Origin of the sequence: Streptomyces sp. NPDC051243 (assembly GCF_044455405.1) — a bacterium.
Taxonomy (GTDB): Bacteria; Actinomycetota; Actinomycetes; order Streptomycetales; family Streptomycetaceae; genus Streptomyces.
The window spans coordinates 291,004-308,192 of the sequence record NZ_JBITES010000002.1 but is presented as its reverse complement, the minus strand read 5'-3'; the positions used below and the strand labels follow the sequence as shown (position 1 = coordinate 308,192).

Sequence of the window (17,189 nt, the reverse complement as noted above, 5' to 3'; positions counted from 1 at the left end):
TGCGTCCGCACGTACGACTCGTCGGTGCGCTCACTTGCAATCATCTAACTGGAACGTGACGCAGCACACACCGTGTTCCCCAAGATTGAGGGAATCGTTGTACGCGCCGCCAGGCGAGCCATCGCGCGACTACGCCAACCGCAGGTCGACCCACAGATCGGTCTCACCGTCCAGCACATACCGATCGATCTCGACGAACCCCCGCGCCTCGGCGAACCGCAGCCCGTCCTCATTGACGGCCAGCACACAGGTCTCGACCGCCTTGGCACCCAGCACGCGCGCGTGGGCGAGCCCCTCCTCGTACAACGCCGAGCCGTACCCACGCCGCCGGTACCCGGGCAGCACGCGCGCGATGACCGTCGCCACGGCTTCCTCGCCGTCCGGCGGCCGCACGGTCGAGCAGCCGACGAGGACGTCACCGACGTACGCGTTCCGCAGCCGGTACCGCCGACTGCGCTCCCGCACCTCGTCGAGATCCATGGCCGCGGGCGGAACGATCACGTTGTGCACATGCCGCCACTCCTGAAGCATGACCTCACCGTCGACCGGCTCTATCCGGAGGTCGGACACACGCACCACTCCCCCGCCGGGCACACCTCGACCTCGATGTTTGTCATGCACGGAACGCTAGGTGACCAGCGCCGACACGTCTAACACGAAAACAACCACGGCCACCAGCCGCGTCTCGACGGCCCGGAAAGTGCGCGCCGGTGACAGCGGGGTGTCCGCTTAGCGGCCGTATCGACTCCTCGTTCGAGGAATTCTGCCGGTTCGCACGAAGGGGCGACTTCGGGTGGCTACGACCCGGTGCGCGGATCTTGGCCGGTAGCGTCAGCCATCCACACGTGACCGGCGGGCGCGGCACCAGGGCACGCCGGCGTCACGCCAAGAGTGCCGCCCCGGCGGCGCAGGCGGCAGAGAACGGGAGCGGTGACGCTCCCATGCGCAACCCGTCGCACAAAGGCGGGGTCGGCGCAAGCAGAGTCTTCGTGCTGTCCAAGGAAGGACAGCCCCTCATGCCCTGCCATCCGGCCCGGGCCCGCGAACTCCTCGGCAAAGGCCGAGCCGTGGTCGCGCGCCACAAGTCCCCTTCACCATCCGCTTGAAGGACCGCACACGGGCCGAATCGGCCATTGACGGTCTGCAGTTACGCATCGACCCCGGCTCCAAGGGCACCGGCCTCGTCCTCACCGACGAGAAGAAGGAGACCGACGAACACGGCACCACCGTCACCGTCCGACGCGGCCTCATCTCGATCGAGCTCCGGCACCGCGGCGACCAGATCAGGTCATGCATGCGTCAGCGCGCCGGATACCGGCACAGACGGCGATCCACCCACCGCCGCTATCGAACGCCCCGCTCGGACAACCGCACCCACCCGACAGGCTGGCTACCACCCTCCGTACGCCACCGCGTCGACACCACCTTCTCCCTGACCGACCGACTGAGCCGCTACGCACCCGTCACCGAGATTCACATCGAACGCGTGGCCTTCGACACCCACTCCATGAGCGCAGGCCGAACCCTCAAAGGGGCCGAGCACGCACAAGGGACACCTGCAGGAACCGATGCCCGAACCTACCTGCGCGCCAAGTGGAACAACGCCTGCGCCTACTGCGACGCCACCGGCGCCCCCTGAACATCGAGCACCTCAGGCCCCGCAGCCGAGGAGGCTCGAACCGCCTCGCCAACCTCGTCCTCGCCTGCGTCCCCTGCAACGAGGCCAAGGGCAGCAAGTCCGTCGAGGTCTTCCTCGCCCACCGACCCGACCGCCTCGCACCATCCTCCAGCAGACCGAGACACCATTCCACGATGCCGCCACCATGAACACGACCCGGTGGCAGCTCACCGAGGCACTGGCCACCCTCGGCAAAGCGGTGCGCGCCTCGACGGGCGAGTGCGCCAAGGAGAACCGAAGCGCCATGGGGCTGGCCAAGACCCACACCCTGGACGCGCTCTCCGTCGGGTACCTGGATCACCTTGCGACGGGCCCGCACCAAGCAGCACTTCGGATACATGACCGGAGACCTCGTACGGGCCAGCGTTCCGACCGGGCAGTGGGCGGGCACGTGGACCGGTCGCATCTCGGTCCGCGCCAGGGGACAGCACAGCCTCACGACGCCGATGGGCAGGTTCAACGTCTCCTACTGGAATCTGGAGCTCCTGCAACGGGGCGACGGCTATGGCTACAGCACCCGACCAGAATCGCCACCGTCAGCATCGCGAAAAACGGGTTGATCGGTGACCGACCGGTTCCTAGGGTGAGGCTCAGCGAGGAAAGGAGGTGATCCGGTACATGTATGAATCCCGGACGCGCGAGGTGGCTGCGGGCTAGCGGCCCGTCACCACACGTAGTGCGGTGCCGGACCAGCACGTGAGAGACGCGTGCAGCCGGCCCATTCCCAAGCAGTCCACCCGACCCGCGGGCCGCCGGTACGTCCGACCGGCTCCTCCAATGGAGGACCAGGCTCGCGGGTCGTCTGCTGTCGAGGGCCCTCTACCCTCCAGCGGCTCCACCGGTCAGGGACTGAGCCGCTCCACCCGCCAGCTCCCGTCCTGTTCCGCCACATACCGAAGCCGGTCGTGCAGCCGGTTCTCGCGGCCCTGCCAGAACTCCACCGTCTGCGGTGCCACCCGGAAACCGCCCCAGTGCGGTGGCACCGGGACCTGCTCGCCCTCGGGGTAGCGTGCGGCCAGCTCGGCGTATGAGGCGTCGAGGTCGGCGCGGGTGGCGATGATCGAGGACTGGGCGCTGGCCCAGGCGCCGAGTTGGGAGCCGTGAGGGCGGGTGCGGAAGTACGCGGCCGTTTCGTCGCGGCCGGTGCGGCGGGCGACGCCCGTGACGATGACCTGGCGGGCCATCGGATGCCAGGGGAAGAGCAGGGAGACGTACGGGTTCTCGGCGAGGTCGCGGGCCTTGCGGGAGTCGTAGTTGGTGTAGAAGACGAAGCCCTGATCGTCGAACTGCTTCAGCAGCACCGTCCGTGAGCTGGGCCGTCCCTCGGCGTCCGCGGTGGAGACGATCATCGCGTTCGGCTCGAAGAGGTGGGCCTCCGCGGCGGCCTGCTTGAACCAGCGCGCGAACTGCTCGACGGGGGTGGCGGCGAGGTCGTTCTCGGCGAGGCCCTCGGCCCGGTAGTGCTTGCGCATGGCGGCAGGGTCGAGGGGGACGGCGTCTCGGTCGGTCACGCGGTCATCTTGCCGTATGGGCCGGGCGGCGTACGCGACGGTGTCCTTCGTCACTGCATGGCACTGAGTGCCGCAAGGCCTCCCCAAGGGTGGCACTCGGGGTTATCGTGCTGTTGCCGTCGCGGTTGGATGACCGCCAGCCGCACGGGGCATCACAGGGGTACGCCCCGGACCGCGAGTCCGCGCGGCTCGGAGTGCCGGACGCCCGGAACCTGGCGTCCGAATCGAACCGAACCGAGTCCGTGACCGTGGATCCATCGGCGTACGTCCATCTCTGCCGACTGACATGTGGTCGTGCCACCCACAACCCCACCTGTCGCACACATCATGAGGAGCCGCCTGATGTCCGACTTCGTACCCGGGCTCGAAGGAGTCGTCGCGTTCGAAACGGAGATCGCCGAACCGGACAAGGAGGGCGGCGCCCTCCGGTACCGGGGCGTCGACATCGAGGACCTGGTCGGCCACGTCTCGTTCGGGAACGTGTGGGGGCTGCTGGTCGACGGCGCGTTCCGGCCCGGTCTGCCGCCCGCCGAGCCCTTCCCGATCCCCGTGCACTCCGGCGACATCCGCGTGGACGTCCAGTCCGCGCTCGCCATGCTGGCGCCCGTGTGGGGGCTGAAGCCGCTCCTGGACATCGACGAGGAGCAGGCCCGTGAGGACCTGGCCCGGGCCGCCGTGATGGCCCTGTCCTACGTCGCCCAGTCCGCGCGCGGCCAGGGCCTGCCGATGGTTCCGCAACATGAGATCGACAAGGCGCAGTCCGTCGTCGAGCGTTTCATGATCCGCTGGCGGGGCGAGCCCGACCCCAAGCATGTGGCCGCCGTGGACGCCTACTGGACGTCCGCCGCCGAGCACGGCATGAACGCCTCCACCTTCACGGCCCGCGTCATCGCGTCCACCGGGGCCGATGTGGCGGCGGCACTCTCGGGCGCCGTAGGGGCCATGTCCGGCCCGCTGCACGGCGGCGCCCCCTCGCGTGTGCTGCACATGATCGAGGAGATCGAGCGCACCGGCGACGCCGAGGCGTATGTGAAGCAGACCCTCGACAAGGGCGAGCGGCTCATGGGCTTCGGCCACCGTGTCTACCGCGCCGAGGACCCCCGCGCGCGCGTGCTGCGCCGTACGGCCCGTGAACTCGGCGCGCCGCGTTTCGAGGTCGCCGAGGCGTTGGAGAAGGCGGCTCTGGCGGAGCTCCACGCCCGCCGTCCGGACCGTGTCCTCGCCACGAACGTGGAGTTCTGGGCCGCCATCGTCCTGGACTTCGCCGAGGTCCCGGCGCACATGTTCACGTCCATGTTCACCTGCGCCCGTACGGCGGGCTGGTCGGCGCACATCCTGGAGCAGAAGCGCACCGGCCGCCTGGTCCGCCCGTCCGCGCGCTACATCGGCCCCGGCCCGCGCGACCCGCGCGAAGTCGAGGGCTACGGGGACATAGCGCACTGAGGGGCTCAGGCGCTGATGCGCTGAAGGGCTGAAGGCTGATGCGCTGATGCGCTGATGCGCTGAAGGGCCAAGGCGCTGAGGGGCTCGGGCTCGGGTGACTGAGCCCCACACGCGCGTGTCCCTCCCATGCCGGTGAAGATCGCACACGGAACGTGACTGATCCACTCCGCCAGTATGCTGGGGCGGCTGCGGCCCCCCCCCATCACCCCGTCCTGCGTGGTGAGTTACGGCCTGCGGCGAACAGGACGTCTCACGGCATGGGGATGGGTAACAAGTGCTGATAGCGGGCCGCTACCGGCTGAGCGAGTCGATCGGGCGCGGTGGGATGGGGGAGGTCTGGCGGGCGTACGACGAGACGCTCGCCCGGCACGTGGCCGTCAAGCTTCTCCTGCCGCAGGACTCCGACCCCACCGCGACCTCCCGCTTCCGGTTGGAGGCCCAGACCGCGGCACGGATCGACCATCCGAACGTCGTCGGCGTACGGGACTTCGGCGAGCACGACAACCGGCTCTACCTGGTGATGGAGCTGGTCGAGGGCGACAGCCTCGCCCGGACGCTGGCCCGCTCCGGCGCGCTGCCCGCCGAGCGTGTGGCCCGTATCGCCGCCCAGGCCGCCGCCGGGCTGGCCGCGGCGCACCGGCAGGGCATCGTCCACCGGGACATCAAGCCCGGCAACCTGCTCCTGGACGCCGACGGCACCCTCAAGATCGGTGACTTCGGGATCGCCCGCTTCCTTGACGACCCCGGCGCCGCGCTCACGGCCACGGGACAGATCGTCGGCACGAGTCTGTACCTGGCCCCCGAGCGCGCGCTGGGCCAGCCCGCGGGCCCGCCTTCCGACGTCTACGCGCTGGGCTGTGTCCTCTACCAGCTGCTGACCGCCCGCCCGCCCTTCCACGCGGACACGGCGGTCGCGATCCTGCACCAGCACCTGGACACCGCCCCGGTACCACCCCGCGAGCTGGGCGTCATGGGGCTCCCGCCCGCCTTCGAGAACTACCTCCTCGGCCTGCTCGCCAAGGACCCCGAGCACCGGCCGACCGCCCAGCAGGCCGCCGACTGGTTCGCCGGCGGTGCCTGGCAGGGGCGTCCCCAGCCACTGCCCGACCCGGCTTCGCCGTCGGGGCGATCGACGGTCGCTTCGGCGCCGACTGGCGGGACACAGCAGGTGGGTGAGACCAGCACGCCCACGACGTACATGCTGCCGTCGGCCCGGGGGGCGGCGCCCACCGGCAGGTCCGGGTCCGGGTCCCGTTCCCGGAGCGGGACCCGGCGCGTGGTCGCCACGGCTGCCGGAGCGGTGCTCTTCGTGATCGCGATGCTCCTCGGCATGCTGTGGTTCTCGCCCGACAACACCGGGTCGGAGGGCTCGAAGTCCGAGGCACCTCCCAGCCCGAGCACGTCCGCAGCGGCGGACTCCCTGGTGTCGAGCCCGTCACCGACGGCCTCCCCGAGCCCGGTGGCGGAGACGAGCGCCGGCCAGGAAGGGCAGGACGGGCAGCAGCAGGAACAGCGGAAGCAGGGGCGGGACCAGGAGAGCCGGGAGCAGCAGAGGCAGCGCGATGTGCAGCAGGACGACGACGGTGACGAGGACGACTGACGGCTGACGGCTGACGGCTCGGATGACGGTTGACGGGTGATCAGCGGTCTCCCGGACATCGGCGGTCAGAGCTTGCCCCACACGTACGCCGTACGGTGACCGTCCAGGAGCTCGGATATTCGGGTGCGGAACTCCTCGGTGAACGGGGGCCAGTTCCAGAACTCGAACCCGAGGTGGGCGAAGGCGAAGTAGTCGTCGGTCCAGGTCCAGTCGGGCAGCGGGACGGCCTCGGTGCAGGCGGGGCAGTCGACTGGGGCCTCGCCCGTCTCGTGCCAGGCGCTTATGGCCGTGCCGAACGGCGCCCACGCGTCGTCGATGTCCTCCCACTCGTCGGTGATCAACCGGGTGGTGACCCCGCAGCGCGGGCAGCTCACCGCCTCCGGCCCGCCCTGGCCGCCGTGGAAGACGGTCCGCTCGCTGTACACGGCGAGGCCCTCGCCCGGTCCGAAGCGGGCGTCTTGCGGTGCCACCGCTCGCTGCCAGTCAGGGCCGGGCATTCGGCCGAGCGGCTGCCCGTACACGCAGTCCGGCACCAGTTCGGCGCGCACGATGCCCTCGGCGACGAGCCACTCGACCACGCGCTCGGCGAGGCGCGGCGCCTGCTGCGGGCTCGCCTCGAGGTCGACGATCGTCTGGAAGTGATCACCCATGTCCGAACCGTAAGCCCCGCCACTGACAACGCCCTCAGCCCAGGGCCTCCTCCAGCAGCTCCGCCCACTGCGCCACCACGCGGTCGCGGCGGGCGGTGTCGTCCGTGAGGAGGTTGGCGAGGCCCAGGCCGCGGGCCATGTCCAGCAGGCCCTGGACCGTCTCCCGGGCGCCCGGGCGGGACTCGTCCGCGCCCAGCAGGTCCACCGCTATCCGGTGGGTCTCGCGTCCCACGCGGGCCTCCAGTTCGGTGACCCGGGGGCGCAGTTGCTCCTCGTTCGACGCGGCCACCCACAGGTGCAGGGCGGCGCGGAACAGGGGGCCGGTGTAGAGGTCGACCAGTGCCGACACCACCGCCTGGCGGTCTTCCGCCGCGCCCTCGGGGAACAGGGCCCGCAGTGCCGTGGAGCGTTCCTCGGCGACGTACTCGACCGCCGCCGTGAAGAGGTCCTCGCGGGTCGGGAAGTGGTGCTGGGCGGCGCCGCGGGAGACGCCGGCGCGTTCGGCGACGACGGAGACCGTGGAGCCCGCCCAGCCGTGTTCGGCGAGGCAGGCCACGGCGGCTTCCAGGAGCCGCTGCCGGGTGGCGCGGCTGCGGTCCTGCTTGGGTACGCGGTCGGCCCGGTCCGCTCGGTCCGTGCGGTCGCCGACCGTGCTCACACCACCCATTCCGGATCCCGTCTTTCGAGGAAGGCCGTCATCCCCTCGCGGGCCTGCGCGGAGGAGAACAGCCGGGCCGAGAGCGCGGTGAGGTCGGCCGCGTCCCGGTCGAAGGTTTCCAGCACCTTAGCCGTGAGCAGCGCCTTCGTCTCGGCCAGGGCCTGGGGGGAGGCCCGGCGCAGGCCGTCGAGGATGGGTGTCAGGGTCTGGTCGACGTCCTCACCGTGTGTCGTGAGCAGGCCGATGCGGGCCGCCTCCGGGGCGGTGAGGCGTTCGCCGGTGAGGTAGTAGCGGGCCAGGGCTCTGGGGTCGGTGCGGGGCAGGAGGGGTAGGGAGATCACCGCGGGGGCCACGCCTATGTGGACCTCCGTGAAGGCGAACGTGGCCTGGGGCGAGGCCGCCGAGATGTCGCAGGCGGCGAGCAGGCCCAGGCCGCCCGCGCGTACGTGGCCGGTGACCCGCGCGACGACGGGTTTGGGCAGTTCGACGATCTGGCGGAGCAACGCCACCAGTCCGGCCGGGGGCGGGGGGTCGCGCAGGTCGGCGCCCGCGCTGAACGTGTTGCCGGTGTGGGTGAGGACGATCGCGCGTACGTCGGTGTCCTTGGCGCAGTCGCTCAGCGCGTCGGCGAGCTCGCCCACGAGCGCCGCCGAGAGGGCGTTGCGGTTGTGCGGGGAGTCGAGGGCGAGGGTTTCGACGCCACGCGCGCGTGTGCGGCCGATCAGTGTCATGTGGCCTCCCTGCGGGCCCGCAGTTCACGGCGCAGGATCTTCCCGGAGGCGGCCCGGGGGACGCCGTCGATGAAGGTGACCTGGCGGACGCGCTTGTAGGGGGCGACGCGCTCGGCGACGTACATCATGACCTCTCCTTCGGAGAGGTCGGTGGCGGTGGGCTGGCGGACCACGTACGCGTGCGGGACCTCGTTGCCGTCATCGTTGTAGACGCCGATCACCGCGGCGTCCGCGATGCCGGGGTGGGTGAGCAGAAGGGCCTCCAGTTCGGCGGGGGCGACCTGGAAGCCCTTGTACTTGATGAGTTCCTTGACGCGGTCCACGACGAACAGCCAGCCGCCCTCGTCCACATGGCCGACGTCACCGGTGTGCAGCCAGCCGTCCGTGTCGATCATCGCGGCGGTGGCGTCGGGGCGGCCTAGGTAGCCCTTCATGACCTGGGGGCCGCGGATGAGGATCTCGCCGGACTCGCCGACGCCGAGGTCCTTGTCGGGGTCGTCGAGGGAGACGATGCGCATCTCGGTGCCGGCGATGAGCCTGCCGACGGTTCCGGCGGGCGCGTCGCGCATGGCGTCGAGCGGGACGACGTGGGTGCCGGGGGACAGTTCCGTCATGCCGTACGCCTGGCCGACCGGCGGCAGTCCGAGGCGCTCGGAGCAGGCGGCGGCGAGCCCCGCGTCCAAGGGCGCGGCGGCGCTGACGACGTACTTCAGGGACGACAGGTCGTACTGCGCGACCAGCGGGTGTTTGGCGAGGGCCAGGACGATCGGCGGTGCCACGTACAGGCCGGTGATGCGGTGGTTCTGGATGGCCGCGAGGAAGGTCTCCAGGTCGAAGCGGGGCAGGACGACGACCGTGGCGCCCAGACGCAGGGGGGCGTTCATCAGGGCCGTGAGCCCGTAGATGTGGAAGAAGGGCAGTACGGCGAGGATGCGGTCGCCGGGGCCCGCCGACATCGCGGGTTCGAGCTGGGCGAGGTTGGTGGCGATCTGGCGGTGGGTGAGCATCACGCCTTTGGGGATGCCGGTGGTGCCGGAGGAGTACGGCAGTGCCGCGACGTCCGCCCCCGGGTCGATGTCGACCTGCGGTTCGGGGGCGGTGGACGCCAGCATGTCGATGAGCGAGCGGTGTCCGGGCGCGCTGTCGCACACGAAGATCTCCCGTACGCCGCCGGCGAGTTCGGCGGCCCGGCGTGCGGTCTCCAGCAGCGGTGAGACGGTGACGATCCAGCGGGCCGCCGAGTCCTTGAGCTGCTTGGCGAACTCCTCCGGGGTGGCGAGCGGGTGCACGGTGGTGACGGAGGCACCCGCGCGCGTGGCGGCGTAGAACGCCGTGGGGAAGGCGATCGTGTTGGGGCTGTGCAGGGCGAGGACGTCGCCCTTGCGTATGCCGGCCTCCGCGAGGCCGGCGGCGACGCGCCGGTGGAAGCGGTCGAGTTGTTCGTAGGTGAGGGTGGTGCCGTCCGTGCCGTCGATGAGCGCGGGGGCGTCCCCGAACTCGGCGGCCCGGCCCAGTACGGCCTCGTGGATGGGGAGTTCTACGGCCGGGACGTCTGCGTACTCGCTGCGGAACACGGTTCCTCCTCGCGACACGGTGCCGACACGGCACCGGTCAGTACGACTTGGGCAGGCCCAGGGTCTGGTGGGAGACGTAGTTGAGAATCATCTCCCGGCTCACCGGAGCAATACGAGACACGCGCGCGGCGGTTATCAACGAGGCGAGGCCGAATTCCCGGGTCAGTCCGTTGCCGCCGAGGGTGTGCACGGCCTGGTCGACGGCCTTCACACAGGCCTCCCCGGCCGCGTACTTGGCCATGTTGGCGGCCTCGCCCGCGCCGACGTCGTCGCCCGTGTCGTACAGGTGGGCCGCCTTCTGCATCATCAGGCGGGCCAGTTCGAGGTCGATGTGCGCCTGGGCGAGGGGGTGCGCGATGGCCTGGTGGGCGCCGATGGGGGCCTTCCAGACGGTACGGTCGCGCGCGTACTCGACGGCACGGGCGAGGGCGTAGCGGCCCATGCCGATCGCGAAGGCGGCCGTCATGATGCGTTCGGGGTTGAGACCGGCGAAGAGCTGGAGGAGGCCGGCGTCCTCGTCGCCGACGAGCGCGTCGGCGGGGAGCCGTACGTCGTCGAGGGTCAGCTCGAACTGCTTCTCGGCGGCGTCGAGTTCCATGTCGATCTGGCGGCGTGTAAAGCCTTCGGCGTCGCGCGGGACTATGAAAAGGCAGGGTTTGAGGGTGCCGGTGCGGGCGTCTTCTGTGCGGCCGACTATGAGGGTGGCGTCCGCTATGTCCACGCCGGAGATGAAGACTTTGCGGCCGGTGATGCGCCAGTCGGTGCCGTCTTTGCGGGCCGTGGTGGTGATGCGGTGGCTGTTGGAGCCGGCGTCGGGTTCGGTGATGCCGAAGGCCATGGTGAGGGTTCCGTCGGCTAGGCCCGGGAGCCAGTGCTGTTTCTGTTCCTCCGTGCCGAAGCGGGCGATCACTGTGCCGCAGATGGCGGGGGATACGACCATCATCAGCAACGGGCAGCCTGCGGCGCCGAGTTCTTCGAGGACGATGGAGAGTTCTGCTATGCCGCCGCCTCCGCCTCCATACTCCTCGGGGAGGTTGACGCCGAGGTAGCCGAGTTTGGCCGCCTCCGACCAGAGGTCTGCTCGGTCGAAGGTGCGGCCGTGGCGTTTGCCGAGGGTGGCTACTGCGGACCGTAGGGCCTTGTGTTCTTCGGGTTCGAGGGTGGGGGGCATGGGGCTCCTTCCCGGGTGCGGGTTGTGTGTGGTTGCTCGCGCTCACGCGGCGGTAGCCGCATATCGATACAGCCCCGCGCCCCTAAGAGGTCGGCTGCACCACTGCCAGGAGGGCGCCGACCGTCACCTGCCGGCCAGGTACGGCGTGCAGGGCGCTGACGGTCCCTGTGACCGGCGCCGAGATCTTGTGCTGCATCTTCATCGCCTCCAGCCACAGCAGGGGCTCTCCGGCCTGTACAGCGGCCCCTACGGTCAGGCCTTCGGCGACGCGGACGACCGTGCCCGGCATGGGCGCGAGGAGGGAGCCCGGGGCGTGCTGGGCCGTCGGGGCCGGGAAGCGGGGTAGTGCGGTGAGGTGTGTGGCGTTGACGTGGATGTCGTCGCCGTACCTCGCGACCTCGTAGGTCCTTCGTACGCCGTCCGCTTCGAGTACGACGGCCTGGGCATCGGCGTGTACGACCCGGACCCCGTCCGCCTCCAGGCCCGCGCGCGTGTGGCGGTAGCGGACCTCGATCTCCTCGCCCGCCATGGCGTACCGCTTGACCTGCGGCTGGGAAGGAACGTTGCGCCAGCCGCCGAAGCGGGAGCGGCCGTGGGCGTCGGCGAGGGCGGCGGCCAGGGCAACCAGAGGTGGTCGCGCAGCGACTCCGTTGGGGGCGGTGGTGGGAGACGAGCGGGTGTACGGGTCCGGTGTCGGCTCGGTGAGGTCGGGGAGGTGGCGGTCGTAGAAGGCCGTGTCCATGCGGGCGGTCGTGAACTCCTCGTGGCGCAGGGAGCGGACAAGGAGATCGCGGTTGGTGGTCGGACCGTGGATCGCCGCCCGCTCCAGGGCGCCCGCGAGCTTGCGGATCGCGTCCGCCCGCGTGGGGGCGTGGGCGACGAGTTTGGCGAGCATCGGGTCGTAGTGGACGCCGATGTCGTCGCCGTCGGTGTAACCGGTGTCCAGCCGGACGCTCTCGGGTACGGCGAAGCGGTGCAGGGTGCCGGTCTGGGGGGCCCAGTCGCGGGCCGGGTCCTCGGCGTACAGGCGGGCCTCGACGGCGTGGCCACGCGCGCGTGGCGGGTCGTCGGGGAGGGCGTGGCCTTCGGCGACGCGGATCTGTTCCGCGACCAGGTCGAGGTCGAAGACCGCCTCGGTCACCGGGTGTTCGACCTGGAGGCGGGTGTTCATCTCCAGGAAGTGCGCCCTGTCGCCGGCCACCAGGAACTCGACGGTTCCGGCGCCGACGTAGTCGACGGCGCGGGCGGCGCGTACGGCCAGCGCGTGCAGCTCGTCCGTGAGCTGTACGGAGAGGCCGGGCGCCGGGGACTCCTCGATCACCTTCTGGTGGCGGCGCTGCAGTGAGCAGTCGCGGGTGCCGAGCGCCCAGACGGTGCCGTGGGTGTCGGCGAGGATCTGCACCTCGACGTGGCGGCCGTTCTCGACGTAGGGCTCGACGAAGACCTCGCCGTCGCCGAAGGCGCTCGCGGCCTCGGCGCGTGCGCTCTCCAGGGCGGCGGTCAGCTCCGCCATCCGGCGCACGACACGCATTCCGCGCCCTCCGCCGCCTGCGGCCGCCTTCACGAGGACGGGCAGGTCGGCCTCGGTGACCTCGCCCAGGGGCGCCAGCCCCATGAGCTCCTTCGCCCGCGTCTTGGACGCCATCGCCTCGATCGCCTCCGGAGGCGGGCCGATCCAGACGAGGCCCGCGTCGAGGACGGCGCGCGCGAAGTCGGCGTTCTCGGAGAGGAAGCCGTAGCCGGGGTGCACGGCGTCCGCGCCGGACGCCACTGCCGCCTTCACGATCAGGTCGCCGTCCAGGTACGTCGCGGAGGGCGCCGCTCCCGGCAGCCGTACCGCCGCGTCGGCCACGCGCGCGTGGAGGGCGTTCGCGTCGGCGTCCGAGCAGACGGCGACCGTCCGGATTCCCAACTCACGGCAGGTGCGGAAGACACGGCAGGCGATCTCGCCCCGGTTGGCGACGAGCAGAGTCGAAATCATTTGCCTCACATCCGGAAGACGCCGAAGCCGCCCCGCGCGCCCTCGTAGGGGGCGGTGTGGATGGCGGACAGGCACAGGCCGAGGACGGTGCGGGTGTCGCGCGGGTCGATGACGCCGTCGTCGTACAGCCGCCCGGACAGGAACATCGGCAGCGACTCCGACTCGATCTGCTGCTCCACCATGGCGCGCAGGGCGGCGTCGCCTTCCTCGTCGTACGGCTGCCCCTTCGCGGCGGCCGACTGGCGGGCGACGATCGAGAGGACGCCGGCGAGCTGCTGCGGGCCCATGACGGCCGACTTGGCGCTGGGCCAGGCGAACAGGAAACGGGGGTCGTAGGCGCGGCCGCACATGCCGTAGTGGCCGGCGCCGTAGGAGGCGCCCATGAGGACGGAGATGTGCGGTACGCGGCTGTTGCCGACCGCGTTGATCATCATCGCGCCGTGCTTGATGATGCCGCCCTGCTCGTACTCCTTGCCGACCATGTAGCCGGTGGTGTTGTGCAGGAAGAGGAGTGGGATGTCGCGCTGGTTCGCCAGCTGGATGAACTGGGCCGCCTTCTGCGACTCCGCGGAGAACAGGACGCCTTGGGAGTTCGCCAGGATGCCGACCGGGTAGCCGTGGAGCGCCGCCCAGCCGGTGGTCAGGCTCGTTCCGTACATCGGCTTGAACTCGTCGAAGTCGGAGGCGTCGACGATCCGGGCGATGACGTCGCGCGGGTCGAAGGGGGTGCGCAGATCGCCGGGCACGATCCCCAGCAGTTCGTCGGCGTCGTACTTGGGGGCTTCGGCGGGGCCCGGATCGCCGTACGCCTTGCGGTGGTTGAGGCGGGCGACGACCCGCCGTGCCTGCCGCAGCGCGTCCGGTTCGTCGACCGCGAAGTAGTCGGCGAGACCCGACACGCGCGCGTGCATCTCCGCACCGCCGAGCGACTCGTCGTCGCTCTCCTCGCCGGTCGCCATCTTCACCAGGGGCGGGCCGCCGAGGAACACCTTGGCGCGCTCCTTGACCATGATCACGTGGTCGGACATGCCGGGGACGTACGCGCCGCCGGCCGTGGAGTTGCCGAAGACGACGGCGACGGTCGGGATCCCGGCCGCCGACAGCCGCGTCAGGTCCCGGAAGACGGCGCCTCCGGGGATGAAGATCTCCTTCTGGGAGGGGAGATCGGCGCCACCTGACTCCACCAGGTTGACGCAGGGCAGCCGGTTGGCGAGCGCGATGTCGTTCGCGCGCAGGGCCTTCTTCAGCGACCAGGGATTGCTCGCTCCTCCGCGCACGGTCGGGTCGTTGGCGGTGATGAGGCACTCCACGCCCTCGACGACCCCGATGCCGGTGACGAGGGACGCGCCGACCGTGTAGTCGCTGCCCCAGGCGGCCAGCGGGGACAGCTCCAGGAAGGGCGTGTCGGGGTCGAGGAGCAGTTCGATGCGCTCGCGGGCGAGGAGCTTGCCGCGCCGCCGATGCCGTTCGACGTACTTCTCGCCGCCGCCCGCGAGGGCCTTGGCGTGCTCGGCGGCCAGGTCGGTGAGCTTGGCGAGCATGGCCTCGCGGTTGGCCCGGTAGTCGGGGCTCGTGGTGTCCAGGGTGGACGGCAGGACGGTCACAGCAGGGTCTCCGGGATGTCCAGGTGGCGGGAGCGCAGCCATTCGCCGAGGGCCTTGGCCTGCGGGTCGAAACGGTGCTGGGCGGCGACGCCCTCCCCGAGGATTCCCTCGACGACGAAGTTGAGGGCGCGCAGGTTGGGCAGGAGGTGCCGGGTGACCTGAAGCTGACGGCTTTCGGGGATCAGCTGCTGAAATCTGTCGACCGTGAGCTCATGGGCGAGCCAGCGCCACGCGTCGTCCGTCCGCACCCAGACACCGACGTTGGCGTTGCCGCCCTTGTCCCCGCTGCGGGCCCCGGCGACCAGGCCGAGGGGGGCACGCTTCGTGGGCCCGGGTGGCAGCGGCCGCGGCAGCGGCGGCTCGGGCACATCGTCGAGTACGGCGGTGTCGTGGGCCGGCGGCACAGTGACTCGGCGTCCGTCATCGAGGACGGCCACATGGTCGACGGCACCATGGGGGACGTACACACCCTCGAAGACCCCATAGGGCGCGCCCTTTCCGGGTGGCGCCAGCACATGGAAACCGGGGTAGCTGGCCAGCGCCAGCTCGACGGCGGCTGCGCTCAGCACCCGTCCGACCTTCTCCTGGTCGCGGTCCCGCACGACCAGCCGGAGCAGGGCGCTGGCCGTCTCCTGGGTCGAGGCGTCGGGCCGGTCGGTGCGGACGAGGTCCCAGCTGACCTGCTCGGGGCGGGACTTGGCGAAGACCGCCCTCATCTGCTCCCGGACGAGCGCCGCCTTGGACTCGATCTCCAGCCCCGTGAGGACGAAGGCGACCTCGTTGCGGAAGCCGCCGAGACGGTTGACGCCGACCTTGAGAGTCGGCGGCGGGGCCTCACCTCGTACGCCGTCGACACGGACACGATCCGGGCCGTCCGGTGTCAGCCGTACAGTGTCCAGGCGGGCGGTGACGTCCGGCCCGGCGTACCGGGCGCCCGCCGTCTCGTACAGCAGCTGGGCCGTCACCGTGCCGATGTCGACGAGACCGCCGGTGTCCGGGTGCTTGGTGATGACGCAACTGCCGTCCTCGTGGAGTTCGGCGAGCGGGAAGCCGGGGCGGGTGGCGCCTCCCTCCCCGAAGAACGCGTAGTTGCCGCCCGTCGCCTGGGCCCCGCACTCCAGCACATGGCCGGCGACGACAGCGCCCGCCAGCCGGTCGTGGTCCGTCTCCTGCCAGCCGAAGTGGGCGGCGGCGGGCCCCATGACCAGGGCCGCGTCCGTCACCCGGCCGGTCACGACCACGTCGGCGCCCTCACGCAGACAGGCCGCGATACCGAAACCGCCGAGGTAGGCGTGGGCGGCGAGACTGTCGGGATACCGGCTCCTGAGGTCGTCGCCCTCGACGTGGGCGACGCGGGCGGGGACACCGAGGCGGTCGGCCAGCTTCCGTACGGCGTCGGCGAGCCCTGCCGGATTGAGTCCACCGGCATTGGCGACGATCCTGACGCCCCGCTCGTGCGCGAGCCCGAGGCACTCCTCCAGCTGCCGCAGGAAGGTACGGGCGTAGCCGGCGCCGGGGTCCTTCATCCGGTCCCGGCCGAGGATCAGCATGGTGAGTTCGGCGAGGTAGTCGCCGGTGAGGACGTCCAGTTCGCCGCCGGTGAGCATCTCTCGCATGGCGTCGAAGCGGTCGCCGTAGAAGCCGGAGGCGTTCCCGATCCGCAGCGTCCGGGCCTGGGCCGCAGCCGGAGGAGTCACCGCGCCGCTCCCTTCGGCGCCCGGCCCGCGCCGGGCGGGCCCGCGAAGACCTGGGCGATGTCGAACCAGCGGTCGGCGTCGGGGCCTTCGGCGCGCAGGGCGAGGTCGGAGCGGTGGGCACGCTGGGTGACCAGGAGGCAGAAGTCGAGCGCCGGGCCGGTCACGCGCTGCGGCGCGTCTTCGGGGCCGTATGCCCACAACTCGCCGGATGGTGCGAGGAGTTCGATGCGGAAGTCGTCGAGAGGTGCGGGAAGACCGTGCACGCCGAAGGCGAAGTCCCGGGTCCGTACCCCGATCCACACCACATGCCTGAGTCGGTCGGTGGGTGTGCGCACCACACCCAGTGCGTCGGCGACGTCCAGACCGTGGGCCCAGGTCTCCATAAGTCGGGCTGTGGCCATGGAGGCGGCCGACATGGGTGGGCCGTACCAGGCGAACCTCACGCCCTGTGGTGCCTCGCGGAACGCCGTATCGAGGGCGGCCCGCCCTTCCCTCCACCGCGCCAGCAGGTCGGCGGGCGGCAGTCCTGCCCCCTCCTCCGCGCCCTCGTCGACGAACGACCCCGGCGACACCAGCGCCTTCTCCACCAGCGCGTGGAAGGCGTCCGTGTCGGTCACGGACAGCAGGGCCGAGTGGTCCGTCCAGGCGAGGTGCGCGATCTGGTGGGCAACGCTCCAGCCGGGGGCGGGCGTGGGGAGTGCCCACTGCTCTGGGCTCAACTCGGCCACGAGCCGGTCGAGTTCCTCGCTCTCCGCACGCAGATCGTCGAAGACGGGCGTCGGATCGGACACGGTGCGCTCCCCTCGGGCACGGCGGTGTGCGGGTGGTGTTCGGGGTGGTGCGGCGTGCGGGGTGGTGCGGCGTGCGGGGTGGTGCGGCGTGCGGGGTGGT

General features: G+C 71.0%; 16 protein-coding genes. 5 read left to right on the top strand and 11 right to left on the bottom strand.

Features of this window, described 5'->3' with window-relative positions:
- Positions 1–129: 129 nt before the first annotated feature.
- Positions 130–570, bottom strand: coding sequence for a GNAT family N-acetyltransferase (locus ACIBAG_RS05280; protein ID WP_399101168.1), 441 nt, complete (start codon positions 568–570; stop codon positions 130–132).
- A 371-nt stretch (positions 571–941) separates the two neighbouring features.
- On the opposite strand from ACIBAG_RS05280, the gene ACIBAG_RS05275 reads away from it, so the two are divergent.
- The 3 genes from ACIBAG_RS05275 to ACIBAG_RS05265 are packed head-to-tail and all read left to right on the top strand — an operon-like array spanning position 942 to position 1,827.
- A complete protein-coding gene (locus tag ACIBAG_RS05275; protein WP_399101166.1) occupies positions 942–1,106 on the top strand; it encodes an RRXRR domain-containing protein in 165 nt (54 codons plus the stop codon).
- Complete coding sequence (locus tag ACIBAG_RS05270) at positions 1,103–1,639, top strand: RRXRR domain-containing protein (protein WP_399101164.1); 537 nt, start codon at positions 1,103–1,105, stop codon at positions 1,637–1,639. Before ACIBAG_RS05275 ends, ACIBAG_RS05270 begins: the two co-directional genes overlap by 4 nt.
- A complete protein-coding gene (locus ACIBAG_RS05265) occupies positions 1,594–1,827 on the top strand; it encodes an HNH endonuclease (protein ID WP_399101162.1) in 234 nt (77 codons plus the stop codon). Before ACIBAG_RS05270 ends, ACIBAG_RS05265 begins: the two co-directional genes overlap by 46 nt.
- 693 nt (positions 1,828–2,520) lie before the next feature.
- Here ACIBAG_RS05265 and pdxH read toward each other — a convergent pair.
- Positions 2,521–3,189 (bottom strand): pyridoxamine 5'-phosphate oxidase, encoded by a 669-nt coding sequence (pdxH, locus tag ACIBAG_RS05260; protein ID WP_399101160.1) that lies wholly within the window; start codon positions 3,187–3,189, stop codon positions 2,521–2,523.
- A 342-nt stretch (positions 3,190–3,531) separates the two neighbouring features.
- On the opposite strand from pdxH, the gene ACIBAG_RS05255 reads away from it, so the two are divergent.
- Together ACIBAG_RS05255 and ACIBAG_RS05250 are read left to right on the top strand one after the other, a co-directional pair.
- A complete protein-coding gene (locus tag ACIBAG_RS05255) occupies positions 3,532–4,632 on the top strand; it encodes a citrate synthase 2 (RefSeq protein WP_399101158.1) in 1,101 nt (366 codons plus the stop codon).
- A gap of 274 nt (positions 4,633–4,906) precedes the next feature.
- On the top strand, positions 4,907–6,232 hold the full coding sequence (locus tag ACIBAG_RS05250; RefSeq protein ID WP_399101156.1) for a serine/threonine-protein kinase: 1,326 nt from the start codon (positions 4,907–4,909) through the stop codon (positions 6,230–6,232).
- Between the two features lie 65 nt (positions 6,233–6,297).
- Here ACIBAG_RS05250 and ACIBAG_RS05245 read toward each other — a convergent pair whose 3' ends face one another.
- The 9 genes from ACIBAG_RS05245 to ACIBAG_RS05205 all read right to left on the bottom strand — a co-directional run bounded on the left by ACIBAG_RS05245 (position 6,298) and on the right by ACIBAG_RS05205 (position 17,089).
- Complete coding sequence (locus ACIBAG_RS05245) at positions 6,298–6,882, bottom strand: hypothetical protein (protein WP_399101154.1); 585 nt, start codon at positions 6,880–6,882, stop codon at positions 6,298–6,300.
- 34 nt (positions 6,883–6,916) lie between these two features.
- Positions 6,917–7,549, bottom strand: coding sequence for a TetR/AcrR family transcriptional regulator (locus tag ACIBAG_RS05240; protein ID WP_399101152.1), 633 nt, complete (start codon positions 7,547–7,549; stop codon positions 6,917–6,919).
- Complete coding sequence (locus ACIBAG_RS05235) at positions 7,537–8,271, bottom strand: enoyl-CoA hydratase family protein (RefSeq protein ID WP_399101150.1); 735 nt, start codon at positions 8,269–8,271, stop codon at positions 7,537–7,539. The genes ACIBAG_RS05240 and ACIBAG_RS05235 overlap by 13 nt, the downstream gene beginning before the upstream one ends.
- Positions 8,268–9,845: a 4-coumarate--CoA ligase family protein gene (locus ACIBAG_RS05230; RefSeq protein ID WP_399101148.1), complete on the bottom strand. Its 1,578-nt coding sequence runs from the start codon at positions 9,843–9,845 to the stop codon at positions 8,268–8,270. The genes ACIBAG_RS05235 and ACIBAG_RS05230 overlap by 4 nt, the downstream gene beginning before the upstream one ends.
- 37 nt (positions 9,846–9,882) lie before the next feature.
- Positions 9,883–11,016 (bottom strand): acyl-CoA dehydrogenase family protein, encoded by a 1,134-nt coding sequence (locus ACIBAG_RS05225; protein ID WP_399101146.1) that lies wholly within the window; start codon positions 11,014–11,016, stop codon positions 9,883–9,885.
- Positions 11,017–11,098: 82 nt separating this feature from the next.
- Positions 11,099–12,997, bottom strand: a complete 1,899-nt coding sequence (locus ACIBAG_RS05220; protein WP_399101144.1) for a biotin carboxylase N-terminal domain-containing protein — start codon at positions 12,995–12,997, stop codon at positions 11,099–11,101.
- Positions 12,998–13,002: 5 nt separating this feature from the next.
- Positions 13,003–14,601: an acyl-CoA carboxylase subunit beta gene (locus ACIBAG_RS05215; RefSeq protein ID WP_399101142.1), complete on the bottom strand. Its 1,599-nt coding sequence runs from the start codon at positions 14,599–14,601 to the stop codon at positions 13,003–13,005.
- A complete protein-coding gene (locus ACIBAG_RS05210) occupies positions 14,598–16,298 on the bottom strand; it encodes an acyclic terpene utilization AtuA family protein (protein ID WP_399101140.1) in 1,701 nt (566 codons plus the stop codon). Before ACIBAG_RS05210 ends, ACIBAG_RS05215 begins: the two co-directional genes overlap by 4 nt.
- Complete coding sequence (locus ACIBAG_RS05205; RefSeq protein WP_399101138.1) at positions 16,295–17,089, bottom strand: TIGR03084 family metal-binding protein; 795 nt, start codon at positions 17,087–17,089, stop codon at positions 16,295–16,297. The genes ACIBAG_RS05210 and ACIBAG_RS05205 overlap by 4 nt, the downstream gene beginning before the upstream one ends.
- Positions 17,090–17,189 lie beyond the last annotated feature (100 nt).